This is a genomic window from Streptomyces sp. CB02366, assembly GCF_001905905.1.
Classification (GTDB): domain Bacteria; phylum Actinomycetota; class Actinomycetes; order Streptomycetales; family Streptomycetaceae; genus Streptomyces.
Map to the genome: position 1 here is coordinate 682,689 of NZ_LIVT01000001.1, position 22,339 is coordinate 705,027.

The following is a 22,339-nucleotide window of genomic DNA, read 5'->3' on the forward strand; positions in this document are numbered from 1 at the left end:
GGGCGGCCCGCGACCGTCCCGCTCTCCGCCGGGGCCTGTCGTCGAACTGCCGCCTGCCGGGCGGCGACGGCAGGTTGACGACAGGCCCTACACGCTGCTGAGCGAGAGCTTGGCGGCGAACCCGAGGAAGAGGACACCGGCCGCCGACGTGGCCCCCGCCGACAGGCGCTTGCGGCGGCGGAAGGCGGCGGCCAGACGGGTGCCGCCGAAGATCAGCACCGACAGGTACGCGAAGCTGGCGAGCTGGAGCAGCGTGCCCAGCAGCAGGAACGACAGGGCCGGGTAGGCGTAGCCCGGGTCGACGAACTGCACGAAGAAGGAGATCAGGAAGAGGATCGCCTTCGGGTTGAACAGGCTGACCACCAGCGCCCGGCGGTAGGGCCTCTCGACCGGGCCGGACGCCTTGGCCGACCCGGCCGCCGCAGCGGTATCGGCTGCCCCCTCCGCCTCGACGGACTCCACCAGCTCTGCCGTACGACGGTGCCTCTCGCGCCATAGCGAGACGGCCGCACGCAGCATCCCGACGGCCATCCAGGTCAGATAGCCCGCGCCCGCGTACTTGACGATCGCGAAGAGCAGGGGCGTGGTCTGGAGCAGGGAGGCGGCGCCGAGCGCGGAGAGCGTCATCAGGACGGCGTCGCCGGTCCAGACGCCCGCGGCGGCCGTGTAGCCGGTGCGTACGCCGCGCCGGGCGGCGACGGAGAGCACGTAGAGCGAGTTCGGCCCCGGCAGGAGAACGATCAGCGCCAGACCGGCGAGGTACGTCGGAAGATCGGTGACACCCAGCATGGACGGAGTCTCGCATGCCCCCACCGGCCACCGCCCACGGGTTTCACCGGACGGTGGGCCTCCCTCGGCGCGAACGGGCGGAGGGCGCTTCCCGGCAGGCCGGACCTGGCCGAGATCACCGGGGCGTGCGCCCGGGGGGCTGGACGCGCCGCGCGCGTACGGCGGAGGATTCGGGGACCGGGCCGGGCGGGAATCCGTACAGGGAGGCGCCGGACCGACGGGTGAGCCAGGGGGCGGAGCGATGGCGGACACGAGCGACGGGTGGGGCGGCTGGGGAACGAGGGGGCCGGACCGCCGGGAACCGGAGACGGGTGCGGGACGCGCCCGGCCGGTGGCCGCGGTCCCCGACGGGACGGGGACGGGGCTTCCGTCCGCGACCCTGACCCCGGGCCCGGACCCGGCCCCGGACGGGACGGGGACGGGATGTCCGGCCGTGCCGCGTGCGGGGCGCGCCCGGCGTCCCCGCGCCCGTGGCCTCGCCGCCGCTTCGGTCGTCGCGGTGGCCGCCCTCGTCACCGGGTGCGAGCCGGGAGCCGCCGCCGGGGCGCAGGACGTACCATCGCCGCCCGCCCGGGCGGCCCCGCCCCCCACGGCCTCCTCCCCCGCGCCCACCGCGCCCGCGGAGCCGAGCACCGCCGCGCCGCGCCCCTCGGCGTCCACCCCGGCCCCGGCCCCGGCGACCGTCCGGCCGGCTCCGGAGCCGAGCACCGCACCGCCGCCGCGCGTGCTGATGCGGTCCGGCTCCGAGAGCGACCGCGTACGGGAACTCCAGGCCCGGCTCCGGCAGATCGGCCACTTCGGGCGCAACCCCACCGGCTACTACGGCTCCGTCACCGCCGACGCCGTACGGTCGTTCCAAGCCAAACGGGGCTTCGCGACCACCGGCAGCACCGACGAGGCGACCTGGAGGCGGCTGCTGGCGATGACCCGGCCGCCGACCGACGCCGAGCTGCGTCCGCCCACCGAGCGGCCGTTGGCCACGCCGGACAAGCGCTGCCTGGAGGGCCGGGTCCTGTGCATCAGCAAGAAGAGCCGGACCCTGGCGTGGATGATCGACGGCAGGGTCGTCTCCGCGATGGACGTGCGCTTCGGTTCGGAGTACACGCCCACCCGCGAGGGTGTGTTCGAGGTGTTCTGGAAGTCCCGGGACCATGTCTCGACGCTCTACGACACCCCGATGCCGTACGCCCTGTTCTTCAGCGGCGGGCAGGCGGTGCACTACTCCGCCGACTTCGCGGCCAACGGCTACGGCGGCGCGTCGCACGGCTGCGTCAACGTCCGGGACGAGAAGAAGGTCGCGGCCCTGTTCGACCAGGTGAAGAACGGCGACAAGCTCGTCGTCTCCTGGTGATCCGGGCCGGGCGGCCGGGCCGGAGCGGCACGGTGGTGGGAGAGGGCGCGGGCGGGACCGGGGGAACGTGTCCCGCCCGCGCCGATGCGCTGAGCCGAAGGTACGGGGGGAACCCCGGCTCGTCGCGCGGCCGATGACCAGTCGGCACTCTGTACTGCGTCCGGCGTCGAAAAAACGTCACACCTGGCCGTCCGGGCCCCCGGGCGAGGGCGTGCTCCCCGGTTCAGCGGGCGCGTACGGGGGCCGGGCCGCCGCTCTCGGGAAGCACCGGGGAACCGGCCCCCGCCCCCGCCTCCGGGGCCGGGGCCGGGGCCGGGGCGGATCGGGGCACCGGGTTGAAGGAGACGGGCGGCAGGGAGCCGTCGCCGTCCGGCCCGCCCGGCCCGTCGTCATCGTCGTCGCCACCGCCGCCGTTGCCGTTGCCGCCGGAGCCGCCGTGCCCTCCGCTGCCGCCGCCTTCACCGCCGCCCCCGCCGTTTCCGCCGCCGTCCCCGTCGAGAAGGTCGTCGCAGAAACGTTCCAGGTTCTTCTCGCCCTTGGCGAGCCGGACCAGTTGGCGTCGGCTCCGGTCGTCCAGCGTGCCGTTGCGGAACGCCTTGCACGCCTTGACGGACTTCTCGTACCAGTTCCCGGCGCCCTTACCGTCGCCACCGGGCCCGCCGGACGCGGCGGGGCGTTCGTCGTGGCGGCCACCGGTCGCCCGCTCCCGGGCGTGGTCGTCCGGGGGGTCCTGACCGCCCGGCCGGTCCTCGCCCGGCCCCGGGCCCACGTCGCCGGTGTGCGCCCCCTCGGGCTTCCGGGGGCCGCCGGATTCCCGGGTCTCGGGCGCGGAGGACGCCTCCGGCCCGCCGGGTGAGGACGGGTCCGCCGGGGACGCGGGGTCGTCGGTCGGCTCGCCGGACGCCAGGGGGCCCGGGGTCGCGGCCGCCGATACGGAGGTGGCGGGCGCGGGTGAGCCCTGGCCGCCGAAGCTGCCGGGGAGGACGCCCGTACCGGCGGCGACCGCCACCCCGCCGAGCGCGCAGCCCGCGAGCGAGGCGACCAGGCCGAAGCGGACCGGCCGGCTCCAGCGCGGACGGCGGACCGGGGCGCCGGGGGCGGGGCCGAGGTGGACGGCGGGCAGCAGACCGGGCCGGCCGGGCAGGGCGGCGCCGGCGGGACGACCGGCGAGCCGGTCCGCGCCCGTGCCGTGGCCGGCCTGCCGGAACGCGGCGAGGGCCGCTTCCTCGCCGGGGAGTTCGCCTGCCGGGGCCCGCAGCCCCTCGCGGGCCGCGCCGAGCGCTTCGGCGAGCCGGAAGGCGTCGGTGCGGGCTTCGTCGCCGACGGGGACGACCGGTTCGCCGCGGAGCAGTTTCTCCGTCGCGTCCTTGTCAAGCCACTCGTAGTGCTCGTCGGCCATCACATGTCCTTCTGCGTCCACGGTCGCAAATGCGTCACACCGGGAGTGATCCCGGCGGGCGCGGCCGGTCCGACCCGGCCGGGGCGCTGGGCGGGCACCGCGCCGAGCCCGGCGCCCCCGCCCGTCTCCCGGTCCGCGTCGTCGGCGCTGCGCACCGGTCCTGAGGCGCCCTCCGCGGGGCCCGCCCCGGCGTCGGACGGGCCGGCGTCGGGGGCGGCGTCGGACCGGTCGGCCGGGGGAACCGCTCCGGCGTCGGCCCGGCCCGCCGCCCGCCCGGGCTGCTCGGCGCCGAGGAGTTCGGCCAGCCGCTTGAGGCCGCGGTGGGCGGCGGTGCGGACGGCGCCGGGCCGCTTGCCGAGGGCCTGCGCCGCGCTCTTGGCGTCCAGGCCGACGACCACCCGGAGCACGACGGCCTCGGCCTGGTCCTGGGGCAGTTGGGCGATGAGGGACATGGTGCGGTCGGTGTCCAGCGCCTCGATGGCGTCGTCGGCGGTGTCGGACTCGGCGGCGCGCGTGGTCAGCTCGGTCTCGTCGCCGCCGATGGCGGGACGGCGGCTGCGCATCCGCAGGTGGTCCAGAGAGCGGTTGCGCGCGATCCGGGCGGTCCAGCCCCGGAACCGGTCGGCGTCACCGCTGAAGCGGTCGAGGTCGCGCGCTATCTGCAACCACGCCTCGGAGGCCACGTCCTCGGCGTCCGAATCCCCGACCAGCGTCCGTATGTAGCCCAACAGCCGTGGCTGCACCGCGCGGTACACAGCACGGAAGGCGTCCTCGTCCCCGTCCTGCGCCGCGAGCACCGCGGCGGTCAGCTCCGCGTCGTCCCCCAGCACTCCCTGTACCCGCCCTGACGTCCTCACCCGCAGCTGGTCAACTGCTGCGCAACCCTGCGCGAACCAGCACGCTACGTGCTCGGCGGGTGCCGCGTCCATGACTTGTACAACCCGCAACAATTCGTCGGCCGTGCCCCCGGGTGTGACAGAAAACGCAGTCATGGCGCAGAGGAGAGTACGGGGTCGTGCTGCGGCCCCGTGGAAGACGGCCGGGGCCTCTCCTGTGGGGGGTGGCGGCCCCGGTCGTCGCTCCATTCCCCCCCCCGTCCGGCACGCCCGGCCACCCGCCTCCACCGCGCGGCCCCCGGACCGGCCCTCTCTCGGGCCGCCCGCGCGGAGAGCGTGTCCGACAGCCCGCCCGGCCGCCTCCGTCGCCGAGGCGATCGTCCACGTCCGCAACGGCTCCGGCGGCGGTGACGATCGCCGCGCAGCCGCCCACGGCCCCGGGCCGGGCCGGGCGGAGGGCCGGCGCCGGGGAGGGCCCGGGGCCGGCCGGGGCCGCTCAGCCCCGTACCGCGTTCCTGAGCGCCGTGTTCAGTTCGAGGACGTTCACCCGGGGCTCGCCCAGGAAGCCGAGCAGGCGGCCGGTGGTGTGCTCCTCGACCAGGTGCTCGACCTCCCGGACGGCGAGGCCGTTCCGGTCCGCGACCCGGTGGACCTGGAGTTCGGCGTACGCGGGTGAGATGTGAGGGTCCAGGCCGGAGCCGGAGGACGTGACGGCGTCGGGCGGGACGTCGTCCGGCCGGACCGTGTACGCGGCGGTCGAGTTGTCCTTCACCACGGCGGCCTTCGCGGCCTTCACCCATCCGATCAGCTCCTCGTCGTCGCCGGAACGGTTGGTGGCGCCCGAGAGGATCAGTTCGTACCGGGTGTTGACGCTGTTGGTCCCCAGCCCGCGGGAGGGGCGCGGCTGGAACCACCGCAGGTCCGGGGCGGGCGTCTCCTCGCCCTTCTCGGCCGGGAGGTCGTAGCGCTGGCCGATGAGGGACGAGCCGACGACCCGCCCGCTCGCGTCGGTGATCTCGGAGCCGTCGGCCCGGTCGCGGAAGAACGTCCGGGCGACGCCGGTCACGGCGAGCGGGTAGAGGACCCCGCAGACGAGGGTGAGGGCGAGCAGGGCGCGCAGGGCGGCGCCGAGTACGCGCGCGGTGCCGCTGACGGCGGTGTGGGTCATGGCGGATCAGCCGATTCCGGGGAGGAGGGAGAGGAGCAGGTCGATGAGCTTGATGCCGATGAACGGGGCGACGATGCCGCCGAGTCCGTAGATCCCGAGGTTGCGGCGGAGCATCCGGTCGGCGCTCGCGGGCCGGTAGCGGACGCCCTTGAGGGCGAGCGGCACCAGCGCGACGATGACCAGGGCGTTGAAGACGACCGCCGAGAGGATCGCGGATTCGGGCGAGGCCAGGCCCATGACGTTGAGCCGGTCCAGCGACGGGTACGCCACCGTGAACAGCGCGGGGATGATCGCGAAGTACTTCGCCACGTCGTTGGCGATGGAGAACGTCGTCAACGCACCCCGGGTGATCAGGAGTTGCTTGCCGATCTCGACGATCTCGATCAGCTTGGTGGGGTCGGAGTCGAGGTCCACCATGTTCCCGGCCTCCTTGGCGGCCGAGGTGCCGGTGTTCATCGCCACGCCGACGTCCGCCTGGGCGAGCGCGGGTGCGTCGTTGGTGCCGTCGCCGGTCATCGCGACGAGCTTGCCGCCGGCCTGCTCCCGCTTGATGAGGGCCATCTTGTCCTCGGGCGTCGCCTCGGCCAGGAAGTCGTCGACCCCCGCCTCCTCGGCGATCGCCTTCGCGGTCAGCGGGTTGTCGCCCGTGATCATGACCGTACGGATGCCCATGCGGCGCAGTTCCTCGAACCGTTCCCGCATGCCCTCCTTCACCACGTCCTTGAGGTGGATCACGCCGAGGACCCGGGCGCCGCCGCCGTCCGCCACGGCCACCAGCAGCGGCGTGCCGCCGGCCCGGGCGACGCGGTCGGCCAGTGCCTGGACGTCCTCGGGGACGCGGCCTCCGCGCTCCTCCACCCAGGCCACGACGGAGCCGGACGCGCCCTTGCGGACCGAGCGCCCGTCCAGGTCGACGCCCGACATCCGGTTCCGGGCGGTGAACTCCACCCATTCGGCGCCCGGCGGCCGCCCCGCGTCCCGCCCCGGCAGCCCGTACGCCTCCTCGGCCAGCGCGACGACCGACCGGCCCTCGGGGGTCTCGTCGGCGAGCGAGGAGAGCCGGGCGGCGTCCGCGAGTTCGGCCGCCGTCGCTCCCGCGGCCGGGACGAACTCCGCCGCCTGCCGGTTGCCGAGGGTGATGGTGCCGGTCTTGTCGAGGAGGAGGGTCGAGACGTCGCCGGCGGCTTCGACCGCGCGCCCCGACAGGGCCAGCACGTTGCGCTGGACGAGGCGGTCCATGCCCGCGATGCCGATCGCGGACAGCAGCGCGCCGATCGTGGTGGGGATCAGGCACACCAGCAGTGCGGTGAGCACGGTCATCGAGGTCTGGTCGTCGGCTCCCGCGTAGATCGCGAAGGGCTTCAGGGTGACGACGGCGAGCAGGAAGACGATCGTGAGGGACGCCAGGAGGATGTTCAGGGCGATCTCGTTGGGCGTCTTCTGCCGGGAGGCGCCCTCCACCAGTCCGATCATGCGGTCGATGAAGGTCTCGCCCGGCTTCGTGGTGATCCTGACGACGATCCGGTCGGACAGCACCTTCGTACCGCCGGTCACCGCGCTCCGGTCGCCGCCGGACTCGCGGATGACCGGGGCCGATTCACCGGTGATCGCGGACTCGTCGACGGAGGCGACGCCTTCGACCACGTCCCCGTCGCCGGGGATGACGTCACCGGCCTCGCAGACCACCAGGTCTCCGACGCGCAGGTCCGTTCCGGCGACCCGTTCCTCGGTACGGGCCCCGGCGCCGTCGACGACGCGGCGGGCGACGGTGCCGGTCTTCGCCCTGCGCAACGTGGCAGCCTGGGCCTTGCCGCGTCCCTCCGCGACCGCCTCCGCCAGGTTGGCGAAGACCGTGGTCAGCCAGAGCCAGCCGGTGATCGCCCAGCCGAACGGGTCGGTCGGGTGGGTGAGCGCCAGCGCGGTGGTGACGACGGAGCCGACCCAGACGACGAACATCACCGGGGACGCGATCATCACGCGCGGGTCGAGTTTGCGCAGCGCGTCCGGGAGCGCTTTCACGAGCTGCCGCGGGGCGAACAGCCCGCTGCCGGCCCGGGCGGCGGTTCCGGGCCCGCCGGTCGGCGGCACGTCGGTACGAGGGGGGCGGGCGGGGGCGGCGGTGCTCATGAGGCGAGCCCTTCGGCGAGCGGGCCCAGCGCCAGGGCCGGGAAGTAGGTGAGTCCGGTGATGACGAGGATCGTGCCGACGAGCAGGCCCGTGTAGAGGGGCTTGTCGGTGCGCAGCGTGCCCGCGGTCTCCGGCACCGGCCGCTGCTCGGCGAACGAGCCGGCCAGGGCGAGGACGAACACCATCGGCAGGAACCGGCCGAGGAGCATCGCGATGCCGAGGGTGGTGTTGAACCAGGGGGTGTCGGCGTTGAGCCCGGCGAAGGCGGAGCCGTTGTTGTTGGCGGCCGAGGTGTAGGCGTACAGGATCTCGGAGAAGCCGTGCGCGCCGGTGTTGGTCATCGAGTCGGCGGGGCCGGGCAGGGCCATCGCCACGGCGGTGAGGCCGAGCACCAGCGCCGGGGTGACGAGGAGGTAGCAGGCGGCGAGTTCGATCTGCCGGGCGCCGATCTTCTTGCCGAGGTATTCGGGGGTGCGGCCGACCATCAGTCCGGCGATGAACACCGCGATGACCGCCATGACGAGCATGCCGTAGAGACCGGAGCCGACGCCGCCGGGGGCGATTTCGCCCAGCTGCATGCCCAGCATCGTGATACCGCCGCCGAACCCGGTGTACGAGGAGTGGAAGGAATTCACCGCACCGGTGGAGGTGAGAGTGGTGGCCACGGCGAAGAGGGATGATCCGGCGATGCCGAAACGGGTCTCCTTTCCTTCCATCGCGCCGCCCGCGATCTCGAACGCGGGCCCGCGGTGGGCGAATTCGCTCCACATCATCAGCGCCGTGAAGCCGAGCCAGATGGCGGCCATCGCGCCGAGGACCGCGTATCCCTGCTTCAGCGAACCGACCATCCGGCCGAAGGTCCGCGTCAGGGCGAACGGGATCAGCAGGATGAGGAAGATCTCGAAAAGATTGGACAGCGGGTTCGGATTCTCGAAGGGGTGGGCGGAGTTGGCGTTGAAATAGCCGCCGCCGTTGGTGCCCAGCACCTTGATGGCCTCCTGGGAGGCGACCGCGCCGCCGTTCCATTCCCGCGTACCGCCGGTGAACTGTCCGACGGGGTGGATCCCGGAGAAATTCTGGATCACCCCGCAGGCGACCAGGACGATCGCTCCGGCCACCGCGAGGGGCAGCAGGATTCGTACGGTTCCGCGTACCAGGTCGGCCCAGAAGTTGCCCAGTTCACCGGTACGGGAGCGGGCGAAGCCTCGGACGAGCGCCACCGCGACGGCCATGCCGACGGCGGCGGAAAGGAAGTTCTGCACGGCCAGGCCGCCGGTCTGCAGGACGTGCCCCATGGCCTGTTCGCCGGAGTAGGACTGCCAGTTGGTGTTGGTGACGAACGAGGCGGCGGTGTTGAACGCCTGGTCCGGGTCGATCGAGGAGAAGCCGAGCGATCCCGGCAGCGACCCCTGCACCCGCTGCATCAGGTAGAGGAGGAGCACGCTCACCGCGGAAAGGGCGAGCACGGCGCGCAGATAGGCGGGCAGGCGCATTTCGGCGTCGGGGTCGGCGCCGATGGCCCGGTATATCCACTTCTCCGGCCGGTAGTGCTTCTCGGAGGAGTAGACCCGGGCCATGTAGTCGCCCAGGGGGCGGTAGGAGAGGGCGAGGGCGGATATCAGGGCGGCCAGCTGGAGCAGGCCGGCGAGCTGGGAACTCATGTCCGTTCTCAGAACCTCTCCGGGAAGAGGAGGGCCAGGACGAGGTATCCGAGCAGGGAAACGGCCACGACGAGGCCGACGACATTCTCGACGGTCATGGCTTGGTCACTCCGCGGGCGACGAGAGCCACCGCCGCGAATATCGCGATCGTGGTGGCGACGAAGGCCGGATCGGCCATCGTGAACTCCTGGGGTGTGCGGGGAAGGTGATCGGCCGTTCGGCCGATAAGAGCAAACCTCCGCTCCCCGCGGGGGATGAGCCCCCTTGACGGGGTCCATACGGATACGTCCCCGCCTTTGACGCCGGTCTGACGGCGCTCTGACGCGGGCCTGACGCGGATGCCGGTCCCGCCGCCCGGCGAGGCGGTGCGCCGGGCCCCGGCGCACCGCTTCTCACGGCCCCGGCCCCGACCGGGCGCCCCGGCGCCGTCCCGGCGCGCCCCGGCCCCGCCCGCCGGATTCCCCCCTGCCGGCCCCGCGGACCTCAGCCTCGGACGCGGGCCCGGCGGGACACCACCGCGCGCAGGACGCGGCGACCCTCGGTGGACAGGTCCAGCGCCTTGCGGAGGCCCGCGCCGCTGCCCGCCGTGCCGGACGTCTCCGCCAGAGTCTCCAGAATGCGGACCTGCCGCTCCAGCTCTCCCGCGACCAGGGGGCCCACGGCGGCCGGTTCGCCGCCGCGAGCAGCGTTGATCACGTGGTCCTCGTCCACCGGCGCGCCCCCGTCCGGGGCGTCGAACCGGCCGTGGACGCGGAGCGCGAGCAGCGAGCAGGCGTCGGCCCACTCCCGCAGCGGGGCGGCGGCGAAGTCGGAGGGGGCGGTGGCCAGTACGGCCCGTACGAGCGCGGCGGGGTCGTCGGCGCCGACGACGTCCCCGGCGGCGTCCCCCAGCTCCGCCCGCACCGCAGCGAGCCGAGTGGCCCAATTCCGACCCCCCTCGCAGCTCGCCCAGAGCGGGCGCAGAGGCTCGGCCCCGGCCCCCGCGAGCAGCGGCAGGCACCGGTCCAGGCAGGCCACCGCACTGGCTGCGAGTGTGCGCGCGTCAGCTCGTTCGATCAGGTCCAGCAGACTCATCGACGTCTCCCTCGGTCTACCGGGTACTGCGTCGAATGGCTGAAAATCGTCACCTCGGAGCGAGCGCCGCGGCTGTCGTCCCGCCCCGGCGCCCGTCCCCGCCGGACGGTCAGGGCCGGCTGTCGGAGGCCGCCGGGGCGGGGACCTGGGAACGAGCGGCCCGTTCGACCTGCATCCGGGTCACGGCGCGGACGTAGAGGACGGCGAGCACGGCGGCGACGACGTCCAGCGCGTCGGAGGCCGCCACCAGCCCCGCGGCCCGCACGATCTCCTCGGGCTCCTCGGCCCTCTCCCACATGCGCCCGGCCAGGCGGGAGGAGATCAGGCTCGCGACCCACGCCCCCCACCAGAGGTTGAGCGGGGTCTTCGACGCCGTGCGCCACCCCGCCTCCGGCCCGGTCCGCGCGCTGGCCTCCCACACACCGCTCGCGACGCGGTAGGGGAGCCAGAAGTTGGCGAACGGGACGAACCAGCCACCCACCGCCCAGCCGGGGCCCATCCGCTGCACCCCGGCGTCGAAGACCTCGGCGTTCCGGCGGGCCCGGTGGAACCAGACGATGAAGACGACGGCCGTGACCAGCAGCGCCGCGCCCTGGGCGGTGGCCGCGACGTCGTACAGCCGTACGGCTCCCCGGTCGGCGCCATCGTGGACGCCCGGGGAGCCGTCCCTCACCAGGCGGTCCCAGAGGCTTCGTACCCGCAGTCCGGTGGCGATGGCGAACAGGTCGGCGGCGACGACCACGCCGAGCAGCACCGTCACGGCCCGCGCGAGACCGACCGGGGAGCGCGGCCACGTGCCCACGCCCCAGCCCCCCGGCCCGGGCGCCGCGGGCATCAGGCCGTCGGGCAGCGGAGGCCGGGTGCCCGAGCAGAAGGTGCACAGGCCGTCGTCGGTGACGGCCGTTCTGATACGGCAACGGGTGCAGAGCATGGAAGTGGTCCCCCGGGGCACGGTGCGGATGCACGGCCGCACGCCCTCCCCACGAGCGCACGGCCGACGCGGCGCGGCCCGGCCGGTCGCCGGGCCGTCGGCCTCATATCTTCGCAGGCGGGCGGAGGGAGGAACAGGTCGTTACGGGGCGGCCGGCCTCCCGGGGAGGCGGCGGAGGCCGGGGGCGGCGGCAACCGCTTTCCGCTCCGCCCCGGCCCCCGGACTCCGCGGAGCTCCCGGACCGCACCGGCCTCCGGCCGACTCGGTTAATCCGATCCAACTCGTCCGAACTCGTCCGAACTCGCCCGAATTCGTCCGAACTCGGATGGACTCGGGTGAACCCGGGCGAGAAACGCACATCCGACCCGCCCTCAGCAGCTATTTCCAGTCAGGTCTAAACCACTGACTCGACGTACAGCAAGCCCTCATGAACCGAAGGATCTTCACAGGCAGGGCACATTTCCGGTGGAATCTGCGCTCGTGCCCTCCGCAGTCCACGTCCACCGCATCCGGACCGCTCCGGTGCCGCCCCTGTGACCTGTGCAGACGTGTCCGTAAGAGAGCCAACCGACATCGTCCTCCTTCTGCGGGCGTCACGGCCCGTGTAGACATGGCGGAGGCGGCTCCCGCCCACCCGAGGGGCCGCCTCAGCCATGTTCTGGAGGGATTTTCAGCCATGTCCAGACCCACTCGCCGCCAGACCCTCGGGGCCGCCACCGGTGTAGCCGCGAGCATCGCGCTCGTCGGCATGGCCTCCGCGTCCACGGGCCCCGTCTCGGCCGCGCCCAGGGAGAGGAAAGCGCCCGCGCCGGGCGCCGCCGGGGGGCCCGCGCCCTTCGACGAGGTCTTCCAGGGGCGCCGCATCCAGGGCGGGCCCGCCGAGGCCCACGCCCACGCGCACGCCCACGCGGACGCCGGGCACAACGCCGTCTACCGGGTGCTGATCGACGGCCGCGAACTCCACGTGATGCAGCACGGAAAGAGCGGCTGGAGCAGCGCGATCAACCACTACGAGAGGTTCGCGTCCCCGCTCGACGCCGCTCGCACGGCGGTCATCTCACTCAAGGGCGCCTCCGTCGTCCCGTTCGACCCCACCGCCTGAGCCGGGAGCAGCCACCATGACCGTACGCAAGAACCAGGCGGACCTCACGGCCTCCGAGAAGAAGGCCTTCGTCGACGCCGTCCTGGGGATGAAGCGCAAGGGCGTGTACGACGAGTTCGTCTCCACCCACCGCACCCGGTTCGCGATAGACATGAACACCGGCGTCTACGTGGGCCACTTCGGACCGTCGTTCCTGCCCTGGCACCGCAAGTTCCTCATCGACTTCGAGCGCGAGCTGCAGAAGTTCAACCCCTCGGTGTCGATCCCCTACTGGGACTGGACCGCCGACAACACCGTCGCCTCCTCCCTCTGGGCGCCGGACTTCCTCGGCGGCACCGGCCGCCCCCTGGACGACCAGGTGATGGACGGCCCCTTCGCCTTCTCCACCGGCAACTGGAAGATCAGCGTCCAGGTCGACAGCCGCGAGTTCCTCGCCCGCAACCTCGGCTACCGCGTCTCCACGCTCCCGACGAAGGCCGAGGTCGACTCCGCCCTCGCCATCCCCACCTACGACTCCGCCCCGTTCCGCGACGGTTCGGCCGGTTTCCGCGCCACGCTGGAGGGCTCGAACGGGTACATGAGCATGCACAACCGCGTGCACACCTGGGTCTGGGGCCAGATGGAGTCCAGCGTCTCCCCGAACGACCCGGTGTTCTGGCTGCACCACGCGTTCGTCGACAAGCTCTGGGCCGACTGGCAGGCGCTCCATCCGACCAGCGCCCCGTACCTCCCCGCCGGGGGCACGGCCGATGTGATCGACCTGAACGAGACCATGCCGCCGTTCCCCGCCACGACCCCCCAGGACATGCTGGACCACACCCCGTTCTACACCTACGCCTGATCGTTCGGCGGAGACGGGCCGCCGCCCCCGCCGCCGCGCGGCGGCGGGGGCGGCGGCCCGTCGCGGGTCCTGCCGCGGCGGTCAGCCCGCGCTGCCCGTCCGCTCCGCCAGCTCCTGGAACCGCGCCCAGCTCAGCGAGGGCTTCCGCGGGTCCCACAGCTTCTGCGAGGTGGCCGCCAGCGGCATCCGGATGCCGTTCGCCACCTGCTCGGTGGTCTGCGCGTTCGCCAGGTCGCCCCAGACGGCGAACCGGCCGCCGAGGATCTGCTTCGAGTAGCGCTCGGCCACGGGTTCGGTGCCGCGCAGGACCAGCGGGGTCCACTGCTCGTAGATCCGCTTGCCCGTCGGGTAGGTGAAGTCGTTCGGCTCGCCGAGCACGTAGTAGAGGAACTCGTCGTTGAGGTTCAGCATCCTGTAGCCCGCGGCGAGGTATTCCTGCGGCGGGCGGGCGCCGATCTCCTTGCCGGTCCAGTACTCGATCTCGATGTTCTCGTCGGCCTTGACCTTCGTGCCCCGGAAGAGGCCGTCGTTCCACGCCTTGGCGGTCCGGCCCTTCGGGACGACGACGGCCGCGCGGTCGTTCAGCCAGCCGGTGGCGAGGTCTTCGATGGTGGCCCCGGAGCCGTGCTCCTTCTCCGCCGCCCGCTGGAGCTGCGGGTAGGAGGCGGCCGGGTTCTGGACGGTCAGCGCCTGGTACTCGTCCGCGCCCAGGTGCCAGAAACGCCCCGGGAACAGCTCGGTGTACTCGTCGAGCAGCTCGTCGATGATCTTGGCCGCGCCCGGCTCGGAGATGTCGATGGACCCCTTCGACGGGACGCCCGCCGTGTTGCGCAGCTGGAGGTCGGGGTGGGCGGCCAGGACGGCGCCGAGGTGTCCGGGCGAGTCGATCTCGGGGACGACCTCGATGTGCCGGCTGTTGGCGAGACCGACGATGCGGCGGACCTCGTCCTGGGTGAGGGCCTCGTCGGCGACCACCTCGGGATGGGACTTCGACTCGATCCGGAACGCCTGGTCGTCGGAGAAGTGCAGGCCGAGCTGGTTGAGCTTGAGGTCGCCCATCTCGCGTATGCGGTCCTCGATCCACTCCGCGCTGTAGTGCTTGCGGGCGATGTCGAGGTTGAGCCCGCGCTGCGGCCGGTCCGGCCGGTCGTTGACGACGCCCTCGGGGACCGTGCCGTCCGCCTTCAGGGACTGCTTGAGCGTACGGGTGCCGTAGAAGACGCCCGACTCGTCGGGTCCGGTGATCCTCACCTTCCGGTCGCGCACGGTGAGCGTGTACGACTCGGTGGGGCCCGCGTCCTTGTCGCCGAGTGCCAGCTCGACGTCCCCCGCCTTCGCCGGCTCGGCGCCCCGGTAGCGGATCTTCAGCTCGTCGGCGAGCAGCCGCGCCTCGTCGGCGAGCACCTGGCTGCCCTGGGCGATGACGACCCCGCTGTCCTTGCCGGGCCGCCAGCCGGGCCCCCGGGCGGCGGTGTGCTCGCGCACGGCGGGGACCGTGCTCGGCGCACTGGACATCGGGTAGCTGCGGGACGGCGAGGGGGCCGCCTCGGCGGAGGTGCCGGAGGGCGACGCGGTGTCGCCGGAGGACCCGCTGCCGGAGCCTTCCGGCCAGACGACGACGGTGAGGACGACGGCGGCCGCGGCCGTGACGGCCGCGCCGGTGACGAGGGCACCACGCGAGGGCGACATCGGACAGATTCCTCCATTACGGGACTGCATGCGGGCGAAAAGAGTGAAGAGAGGGGGAAATGGGTGATCTGAGAGCAAGATTGGCATTTTTGTCCGGGGATCGCCCACCGGGGAGGTCGGATAAGCGGACGATCCTCGACGGACTGCTGGTCAGACGTCCATCACCCGTTCCGAAACTCTCCCGTTCGGGTGATTCCGCCGTGGGCCGCCGGGTGTCCCCCGGCCGATCTCGCTAGCGTTGCGGCACACGCGTCCCGCGCCTCCCCCTCCATCTCCCCGGGCCGCCCTCCCCGGAGCACCCTCCCGGCCCCCGACCCGCTCGCCCAGCACACGGAACGCAGCACCACCCCCGCGGAGGGCGCTCCCGCCCCCGCGGATCCCGTCCCACCCAGCGGAACTCACTCCCCCTCCGGGCAACCCCGCCGCACCCTGGCCTGTCTTCCCAGGACGGAGCGTCCCTTTCCGGGACCACGGAGCCCCAGCCGCCGTTGACACGAGGAGCCCACGCTGTCCAGGTCCAGCGAGTCCCCCGCCGGCCTGCCGAAGCGGTCCACGCCCCCGGCCGGCCGGTCGGCCGTGCCCGTACAGCCGTGTCGTCCGGCGCCCGGCGCCGGCCCGGGGCCGGAGCACGCCGGCGCGCCGCCGATCGACCCTGCCGTCGGCCTCGCCCATTTCAACAGCCTCCCCTTCGCCGCAGCCGAGGCGGCCTTCCTGGAGTGCTGCGGCAGCCTGCGGTGGGCCCACCGCATGGCCGCCCACCGCCCCTACCCCGATCTCGGCGCCCTACTGGCGGCGTCCGACGAGGCGGGCTACGACCTCGCGCCCGACGACATCGCGGAGGCCCTGGCCGCCGAGCCTGCCCCTTGCCTCCACCACGACGCGTATCCCGGCGCCCATCTGGCGCTGCGGGCCGCGCACGCGGCGTACGAGAGCCGGTTCGGCCACGCCTTCGTGATCTGCCTGGACCCCTCCGCGCCCTCCCAGCACGTGGACCAGGTGCTGGCCGGGATCCGGGTCCGGCTGGCGCACGAGGTGGACGAGGAGCGGGCCGTGACCGCCGAGGAGCTGCGCCGACTCGCCCGGAGCCGCATCCTGGAAATGATCACCGCGGACCCCGGCCGGTAGGACCCCCGCCTCCCCCGGTACGCCCCCGCGACACGCCGCGCCCTAGCCCGTACGTGCCTGTTTGATTGCCGGTTTGATCACACCGGAGGCCCCGGCGCGAACGAACCGACAATGCGTCGCTACGATGGCCGGGGCCGGTGGACCGTACCCGGCCGGGTCAGACCGACAGTCAAGCCGGCCGGCCCTCATCCCCGCTCCCGGAGGGTTCTTCCGTGCCGGCTGGAACGCTGTACCGCGGCCGGGAAGGCATGTGGTCCTGGGTGGCTCATCGAGTCACCGGTGTCCTCATCTTCTTCTTCCTGTTCGTACATGTCCTGGACACCGCACTCGTCCGCGTATCCCCCGAGGCGTACGACGACGTCGTGGCCACCTACAAGACGTGGCCCGTCGCGTTCCTCGAATACGGCCTCGTGGCCGCGATTCTCTTCCACGCGCTGAACGGTCTGCGGATCATCGCCGTGGACTTCTGGGCCAAGGGCCCGCGCGTCCAGAAGCAGATGCTCTGGACCGTGGTGGGCATCTGGATCGTGCTGATGGTCGGGGCCCTGTACCCCGTCCTCGGTCACGCCGTACGCGATCTCTTCGGGAGCTGAGGCCCATGTCCAGCGAGACCTCTTCCGCAGCCGCGATCGGCGACGTCGAGGGCGTGAGCCTCTACGACGTCGACCACCCGGCCCCGGTGATCGAGCCGCCGCGCAAGCGGACGGAGAAGACGCCCAAGGGATCGCGCACCAACTTCGAGATGTACGCCTGGCTCTTCATGCGCCTGTCGGGCATCGTCCTGGTCGTCCTCGTCCTCGGCCACCTGCTGATCCAGCTGGTGCTCGACGGCGGCGTCTCCAAGATCGGCTTCGCCTTCGTGGCGGGCCGCTGGGCCTCGCCGTTCTGGCAGGTCTGGGACCTGACGATGCTGTGGCTCGCCATGCTCCACGGCGCCAACGGCCTCCGTACGGTCATCAACGACTACGCCGAGCGGGACAACACCCGCTTCTGGCTGAAGATGCTCCTGTACACCGCCACGGTGTTCACCGTCCTGCTGGGCACGCTGGTGATCTTCACCTTCGACCCGAACATCCGCTAGGCGCCGGGACAGAGGGACCAGAGGAAAACCATGCAGATCCACAAGTACGACACCGTCATCGTCGGCGCCGGCGGCGCCGGCATGCGCGCGGCCATCGAGGCCACCAAGCGCAGCCGCACCGCCGTGCTGACGAAGCTCTACCCCACCCGCTCCCACACGGGCGCCGCGCAGGGCGGCATGGCCGCAGCGCTGGCCAACGTGGAGGAGGACAACTGGGAGTGGCACACCTTCGACACGATCAAGGGCGGTGACTACCTGGTCGACCAGGACGCCGCCGAGATCCTGGCGAAGGAGGCCATCGACGCCGTCCTCGACCTGGAGAAGATGGGCCTGCCGTTCGGCCGCACGCCCGAGGGCAAGATCGACCAGCGCCGCTTCGGCGGTCACACCCGCAGCCACGGTGAGGCCCCGGTCCGTCGCGCCTGCTACTCGGGCGACCGCACCGGCCACATGATCCTCCAGACGCTGTACCAGAACTGCGTCAAGGAGGGCGTGGAGTTCTTCAACGAGTTCTACGTCCTGGACCAGCTGATCACCGAGGTCGACGGGGTCAAGACGTCCGCCGGCGTCGTCGCGTACGAGCTGGCGACCGGTGAGATCCACATCTTCCAGGCCAAGTCGGTCATCTACGCCTCCGGCGGCACCGGCAAGTTCTTCAAGGTGACGTCGAACGCCCACACCCTGACCGGTGACGGCCAGGCCGCCTGCTACCGGCGCGGTCTGCCGCTGGAGGACATGGAGTTCTTCCAGTTCCACCCGACGGGCATCTGGCGCATGGGCATCCTGCTGACGGAAGGCGCCCGCGGTGAGGGCGGCATCCTCCGCAACAAGGACGGCGAGCGCTTCATGGAGAAGTACGCGCCGGTCATGAAGGACCTCGCCTCCCGTGACGTCGTCTCGCGCTCCATCTACACGGAGATCCGCGAGGGCCGCGGCTGCGGTCCCGCCGGCGACCACGTGTACCTGGACCTGACGCACCTGCCGCCGGAGCAGCTGGACGCCAAGCTCCCGGACATCACGGAGTTCGCGCGGACGTACCTCGGCATCGAGCCCTACACGGACCCGATCCCGATCCAGCCGACCGCGCACTACGCCATGGGCGGCATCCCGACCAACGTCGAGGGCGAGGTGCTGGCCGACAACACCACCGTCGTCCCCGGCCTGTACGCCGCGGGCGAGGTCGCCTGCGTCTCGGTGCACGGCGCCAACCGCCTGGGCACCAACTCGCTGCTCGACATCAACGTCTTCGGCAAGCGCTCCGGCATCGCGGCCGCCGAGTACGCGGCGAAGAGCGACTTCGTCGAGCTGCCCGAGAACCCGGCCCAGCTCGTCGCCGACCAGGTGGAGCGGCTGCGCAACTCCACCGGCACCGAGCGCGTCGCGGCGCTGCGCACGGAGCTCCAGGAGTGCATGGACGCCAACGTGATGGTGTTCCGCACCGAGCAGACCATCAAGACGGCGGTCGCCAAGATCGCCGAGCTGCGCGAGCGCTACCTGAACGTGTCCATCCAGGACAAGGGCAAGCGGTTCAACACCGACCTGCTGGAGGCCATCGAGCTGGGCAACCTGCTCGACCTGGCCGAGGTCATGGCGGTCTCCGCGCTCGCCCGCAAGGAGTCCCGCGGCGGTCACTACCGCGAGGACTACCCCAACCGCGACGACGTCAACTTCATGCGCCACACCATGGCGTACCGCGAGGTGGCCGCCGACGGCGCCGAGTCGATCCGGCTCGACTACAAGCCGGTCGTGACGACCCGCTACCAGCCGATGGAGCGTAAGTACTGATGGCTACCCCGACCCTGGACAAGACCGACAAGGCCGAGGCCGGTTTCGCCGACTCGCCGTTCATCACCGCCACGTTCCGCATCCGCCGCTTCAACCCCGAGGTGTCGGACCAGGTCGAGTGGCAGGACTTCCAGATCGAGATCGACCCGAAGGAGCGTGTCCTCGACGCCCTTCACAAGATCAAGTGGGAGCTGGACGGAACCCTGACGTTCCGCCGTTCCTGCGCCCACGGGATCTGCGGCTCCGACGCGATGCGGATCAACGGCAAGAACAGGCTCGCCTGCAAGACGCTGATCAAGGACATCAACCCGGACAAGCCGATCACGGTCGAGGCCATCAAGGGCCTCACGGTCCTCAAGGACCTCGTGGTCGACATGGACCCGTTCTTCCAGGCGTACCACGACGTCATGCCCTTCCTCATCACCAAGGGGAACGAGCCGACCCGCGAGCGCCTGCAGTCCCCCGAGGACCGCGAGCGGTTCGACGACACCACCAAGTGCATCCTGTGCGCCGCGTGCACGTCCTCGTGCCCGGTGTTCTGGAACGACGGGCAGTACTTCGGCCCGGCGGCGATCGTCAACGCGCACCGCTTCATCTTCGACTCGCGCGACGAGGCCGGCGAGCAGCGGCTGGAGATCCTCAACGACCGTGACGGCGTGTGGCGCTGCCGCACCACGTTCAACTGCACGGACGCCTGCCCGCGCGGTATCGAGGTCACCAAGGCGATCCAGGAGGTGAAGCGCGCGCTCATCACGCGTCGCTTCTGACCCTCTCGTCACCCCGGTCGTCCCGACAGGCCCCGCCCCCGCAGCCCACCGCTGCCGGAGGCGGGGCCTGTTGCTGCACCGGGCCCGCGCGGGCGGTACGGTTCAGCGCAGTCGACGACCGAAGAAAGAGAACGGGGATACTCGTGAGCGAGCCGAATCCGTCCGCGGGCGACGCGTACACGTGGGGCCCGCCCCAGCAGCCGGGCCACCAGCCCACCGTCGCGGACGGCCAGGCGTACGGCTACCCGAATCCGGGAGGCGCGCCGGCGTACGGCTATCCGCAGCCGCTGCCGGAGTCCGCGGCCCAGCCCGGCCCCGGTTACGGCTACCCCCAGTACGGGCAGCCGGCCATGCCCGGCCAGTACCTTCCGGCGCCTCAGGGCATGCCGGGCCAGGGCGGTGTGCCGCTGCTCTCGATCGGCGACATCACCGTGATGAGCGACGCGATCGTCACCCCGTCCGGGTCCATGCCGCTCAAGGGCGCGGTCTGGACAGCCACGGACATGTCGCGCACCGAGGAGAAGATCCCGGCGCACGCGGTCGTGCTGGCGATCGTCTTCGCCCTGTTCTGCCTGATCGGCCTGCTGTTCCTGCTGATGAAGGAGAAGCGGACGACCGGCTTCATCCAGGTCACGGTCACCAGCGGCGGCCGGCACCACTCCACGATGATCCCGGCGATGGGCCCGTACACCTTCCCCGCGGTCATGGGCCAGCTCAACCAGGCCCGCTCCCTGAGCGCCTGAGCCCGCCGGGGCCCCGCCCCCGACACGTTTCGCGCACCCGGCCGCCGTCGCCTCCCCGGGCCGCGGCCGGGCGGCTCGGCCCGGTGACGCCCCTGCGGCGGCGGCCCAGCCGCACCCCTCCCGCGACCCCCTTTATTGAACATGTTCAAGAAGGGGGCTATCGTCATGCCCACAAGGCTTTTTGAACGCGTTCAAGGGAGGGTGGGGCATGGACCTCACTGTGGTCGCGTACGTCGTCTATCTGCTCGTCAGCGTGGCGCTCACCGTCTGGGTCGCCCGCACCCTCAGCCACCACGGGAGGGTCTTCCTCGCCGACGTGCTGCGGGGGAACGAGAAGCTCGCCGAGGCCGTCAACCACCTGCTGGTGGTCGGCTTCTACCTGGTGAACCTCGGGTTCGTCGCGCTCTACCTGAAGAACGCCGACGGGGTGGCCACCGCCCGGGAGCTGTTCGAAGCGCTGTCGGTGAAGGTGGGCGTGGTCCTGCTGGTGCTCGGCGTGATGCACCTGGGCAACGTGTGGGTGCTCAGCCGAATCCGCCGCCGCAGCGCGGTGGAGCGCGAGCAGACGCCGCCGGTGGCGCCGCAGGGCTGGACTCCCCCGGCCCCCCAGGGGCCGTGGGCCGCCCCCGCGGCCGGGCGGTGAGCCCGGCGGCCGGGGCCGTGCCCCCGGCGGCGCCGGGCCCGGCTCCGTACCCCGTCGCCGGGCCCGTGCGCCGGCTCACCGTGCTCTACGACGAGCGGTGCCCGCTCTGCGTCCACCTGGGGGGCTGGCTTCAGCGGCAGCGGCAGCTCGTCCCGCTCGACCTCGTGCCGGCCGGGTCGGCGCGGGCGCGGCGGCTGTTCCCGGCGCTGGACCACGCGGCGACGCTCCGGGAGATCACCGTGGTCGGCGACCTGGGGCAGGTCTACCGGGAGGGCGCCGCCTGGATCGTCTGCCTCTGGGCGCTGGCCGCGTACCGTTCCCGCGCCCACTGGCTGACCACCCCGGCCGGGCGGCCCTTCGTCAGGGGCACCGTGCTGGCGGCCGCCCGCTACCGCTCGGCGGCCGTGCCGCTCTGCGCCCCCGGGGGCCCCGCGTGGGCCGCCCCGCCGGGCGGACCCCAAGGGCCCCGCTAACCTTGGGCCCGTGGTGAAGGAAGAGAAGAACGTGCAGGAGAACAGGCCGGCCAGGGCCGCGAAGAGCGAGCAGACCCGCACGCTGATTCTCGAAACGGCGCTCCGGCTCTTCGCGGAGCGGGGCTACGACCGGACGACCATGCGGGCCATCGCCCAGGAGGCGGGCGTCTCGGTCGGCAACGCCTACTACTACTTCTCCTCCAAGGAGCACCTGGTCCAGGGCTTCTACGACCGGATCGCCGGCGAGCACGCGACGGCGGTCCGGCCGGTGCTGGAGGGCGACCGGGACCTGACCGCACGGATCAGGGGCGTACTGCTGGGCTGGCTGGAGGTGGCCGAGCCGTACCACCGCTTCGCCGCCCAGTTCTTCAAGAACGCGGCCGACCCGGACAGCCCGCTCTCCCCGTTCTCCGAGGACTCCTCCGCCGCACGGGAGGCGGCGATCTCCATCCACGAGCGGTGCCTGGCGGGAGCCGACGTCAAGAGCGATCCGGAACTGGCTCCGCTGCTGCCGCAGTTGATGTGGCTGATGCAGATGGGGCTGGTGCTCTACTGGGTGTACGACCGCAGCGAGGGCGCCGAGCGCAGCCGCCGGCTGGTCGAGCGCACCGCGCCGATCGCGGCACGGGCCGTCGCGCTCTCCCGGTTCCGGGTGCTGCGTCCGCTGGTGCGCCAGGTCCACGGGCTGCTGGTGGAGTTCCTTCCGGGTACGGCGACGGCCGGGGCGCGGGGCCCCGGCCGTCCCGTCGGCTGA

Annotated in this window: 22 protein-coding genes; 12 read left to right on the top strand and 10 right to left on the bottom strand. The window is 72.4% G+C overall.

Translation table 11 applies throughout. The features are described from left to right. Positions 1 to 87: 87 nt before the first annotated feature. A complete protein-coding gene (leuE, locus tag AMK24_RS02935; protein ID WP_073764657.1) occupies positions 88 to 789 on the bottom strand; it encodes a leucine efflux protein LeuE in 702 nt (233 codons plus the stop codon). Positions 790 to 1,222: 433 nt separating this feature from the next. On the opposite strand from leuE, the gene AMK24_RS02940 reads away from it, so the two are divergent. Beyond that, entirely contained in the window at positions 1,223 to 2,140 is a 918-nt protein-coding gene (locus tag AMK24_RS02940; protein ID WP_073765625.1) for a L,D-transpeptidase family protein, read from the top strand. Between the two features lie 223 nt (positions 2,141 to 2,363). Here the strand turns inward: AMK24_RS02940 and AMK24_RS33895 are convergent, their stop codons facing one another. From AMK24_RS33895 to AMK24_RS02980, 8 genes are all read right to left on the bottom strand, one after another. Next, on the bottom strand, positions 2,364 to 3,539 hold the full coding sequence (locus tag AMK24_RS33895; protein ID WP_073764659.1) for a hypothetical protein: 1,176 nt from the start codon (positions 3,537 to 3,539) through the stop codon (positions 2,364 to 2,366). Beyond that, on the bottom strand, positions 3,539 to 4,369 hold the full coding sequence (locus AMK24_RS02950) for an RNA polymerase sigma factor (RefSeq protein ID WP_199876351.1): 831 nt from the start codon (positions 4,367 to 4,369) through the stop codon (positions 3,539 to 3,541). Before AMK24_RS02950 ends, AMK24_RS33895 begins: the two co-directional genes overlap by 1 nt. A gap of 502 nt (positions 4,370 to 4,871) precedes the next feature. After that, the gene (locus AMK24_RS02955) at positions 4,872 to 5,543 is read right to left on the bottom strand and encodes a potassium-transporting ATPase subunit C (RefSeq protein ID WP_073764664.1); all 672 of its coding nucleotides are present in this window, start codon (positions 5,541 to 5,543) and stop codon (positions 4,872 to 4,874) included. Between the two features lie 6 nt (positions 5,544 to 5,549). Further along, positions 5,550 to 7,670, bottom strand: coding sequence for a potassium-transporting ATPase subunit KdpB (kdpB, locus tag AMK24_RS02960; RefSeq protein WP_073764667.1), 2,121 nt, complete (start codon positions 7,668 to 7,670; stop codon positions 5,550 to 5,552). After that, positions 7,667 to 9,331 (bottom strand): potassium-transporting ATPase subunit KdpA, encoded by a 1,665-nt coding sequence (gene kdpA / locus AMK24_RS02965; protein ID WP_073764669.1) that lies wholly within the window; start codon positions 9,329 to 9,331, stop codon positions 7,667 to 7,669. The genes kdpB and kdpA overlap by 4 nt, the downstream gene beginning before the upstream one ends. An 8-nt stretch (positions 9,332 to 9,339) precedes the next feature. Beyond that, the gene (kdpF, locus tag AMK24_RS02970; protein WP_032746149.1) at positions 9,340 to 9,429 is read right to left on the bottom strand and encodes a K(+)-transporting ATPase subunit F; all 90 of its coding nucleotides are present in this window, start codon (positions 9,427 to 9,429) and stop codon (positions 9,340 to 9,342) included. Positions 9,430 to 9,814: 385 nt separating this feature from the next. Continuing rightward, a complete protein-coding gene (locus AMK24_RS02975; RefSeq protein ID WP_073764671.1) occupies positions 9,815 to 10,405 on the bottom strand; it encodes a hypothetical protein in 591 nt (196 codons plus the stop codon). Between the two features lie 109 nt (positions 10,406 to 10,514). Next, positions 10,515 to 11,336, bottom strand: coding sequence for a DUF4328 domain-containing protein (locus AMK24_RS02980; RefSeq protein WP_073764673.1), 822 nt, complete (start codon positions 11,334 to 11,336; stop codon positions 10,515 to 10,517). Positions 11,337 to 12,012: 676 nt separating this feature from the next. Between AMK24_RS02980 and melC1 the strand changes: the two genes are divergently transcribed. Both melC1 and AMK24_RS02990 read left to right on the top strand, forming a co-directional pair. After that, complete coding sequence (melC1, locus tag AMK24_RS02985; RefSeq protein WP_073764675.1) at positions 12,013 to 12,438, top strand: apotyrosinase chaperone MelC1; 426 nt, start codon at positions 12,013 to 12,015, stop codon at positions 12,436 to 12,438. Between the two features lie 16 nt (positions 12,439 to 12,454). Then, entirely contained in the window at positions 12,455 to 13,279 is an 825-nt protein-coding gene (locus tag AMK24_RS02990; RefSeq protein WP_073764677.1) for a tyrosinase family protein, read from the top strand. 81 nt (positions 13,280 to 13,360) lie between these two features. On the opposite strand, the gene AMK24_RS02995 is transcribed toward AMK24_RS02990, so the two are convergent. Next, the gene (locus AMK24_RS02995) at positions 13,361 to 14,968 is read right to left on the bottom strand and encodes a family 20 glycosylhydrolase (protein ID WP_073764679.1); all 1,608 of its coding nucleotides are present in this window, start codon (positions 14,966 to 14,968) and stop codon (positions 13,361 to 13,363) included. Between the two features lie 576 nt (positions 14,969 to 15,544). Between AMK24_RS02995 and AMK24_RS03000 the strand changes: the two genes are divergently transcribed. From AMK24_RS03000 to AMK24_RS03040, 9 genes are all read left to right on the top strand, one after another. After that, positions 15,545 to 16,093 (top strand): 2-oxo-4-hydroxy-4-carboxy-5-ureidoimidazoline decarboxylase, encoded by a 549-nt coding sequence (locus AMK24_RS03000; protein ID WP_079190400.1) that lies wholly within the window; start codon positions 15,545 to 15,547, stop codon positions 16,091 to 16,093. Between the two features lie 212 nt (positions 16,094 to 16,305). After that, a complete protein-coding gene (gene sdhC, locus AMK24_RS03005) occupies positions 16,306 to 16,686 on the top strand; it encodes a succinate dehydrogenase, cytochrome b556 subunit (protein WP_073764681.1) in 381 nt (126 codons plus the stop codon). A 5-nt stretch (positions 16,687 to 16,691) separates the two neighbouring features. Next, positions 16,692 to 17,174 (top strand): succinate dehydrogenase hydrophobic membrane anchor subunit, encoded by a 483-nt coding sequence (locus AMK24_RS03010; RefSeq protein WP_073764683.1) that lies wholly within the window; start codon positions 16,692 to 16,694, stop codon positions 17,172 to 17,174. A 30-nt stretch (positions 17,175 to 17,204) separates the two neighbouring features. After that, positions 17,205 to 18,959 (top strand): succinate dehydrogenase flavoprotein subunit, encoded by a 1,755-nt coding sequence (gene sdhA / locus AMK24_RS03015; protein WP_073764685.1) that lies wholly within the window; start codon positions 17,205 to 17,207, stop codon positions 18,957 to 18,959. Next, complete coding sequence (locus AMK24_RS03020; protein WP_073764687.1) at positions 18,959 to 19,726, top strand: succinate dehydrogenase iron-sulfur subunit; 768 nt, start codon at positions 18,959 to 18,961, stop codon at positions 19,724 to 19,726. Before sdhA ends, AMK24_RS03020 begins: the two co-directional genes overlap by 1 nt. A 143-nt stretch (positions 19,727 to 19,869) precedes the next feature. Then, positions 19,870 to 20,469, top strand: a complete 600-nt coding sequence (locus AMK24_RS03025; RefSeq protein ID WP_073764689.1) for a hypothetical protein — start codon at positions 19,870 to 19,872, stop codon at positions 20,467 to 20,469. 208 nt (positions 20,470 to 20,677) lie between these two features. Continuing rightward, a complete protein-coding gene (locus AMK24_RS03030) occupies positions 20,678 to 21,112 on the top strand; it encodes a hypothetical protein (protein WP_073764691.1) in 435 nt (144 codons plus the stop codon). Next, positions 21,085 to 21,585 (top strand): DCC1-like thiol-disulfide oxidoreductase family protein, encoded by a 501-nt coding sequence (locus tag AMK24_RS03035; RefSeq protein ID WP_079190401.1) that lies wholly within the window; start codon positions 21,085 to 21,087, stop codon positions 21,583 to 21,585. Before AMK24_RS03030 ends, AMK24_RS03035 begins: the two co-directional genes overlap by 28 nt. A gap of 10 nt (positions 21,586 to 21,595) precedes the next feature. Beyond that, positions 21,596 to 22,339, top strand: a complete 744-nt coding sequence (locus tag AMK24_RS03040) for a TetR/AcrR family transcriptional regulator (protein ID WP_073764693.1) — start codon at positions 21,596 to 21,598, stop codon at positions 22,337 to 22,339.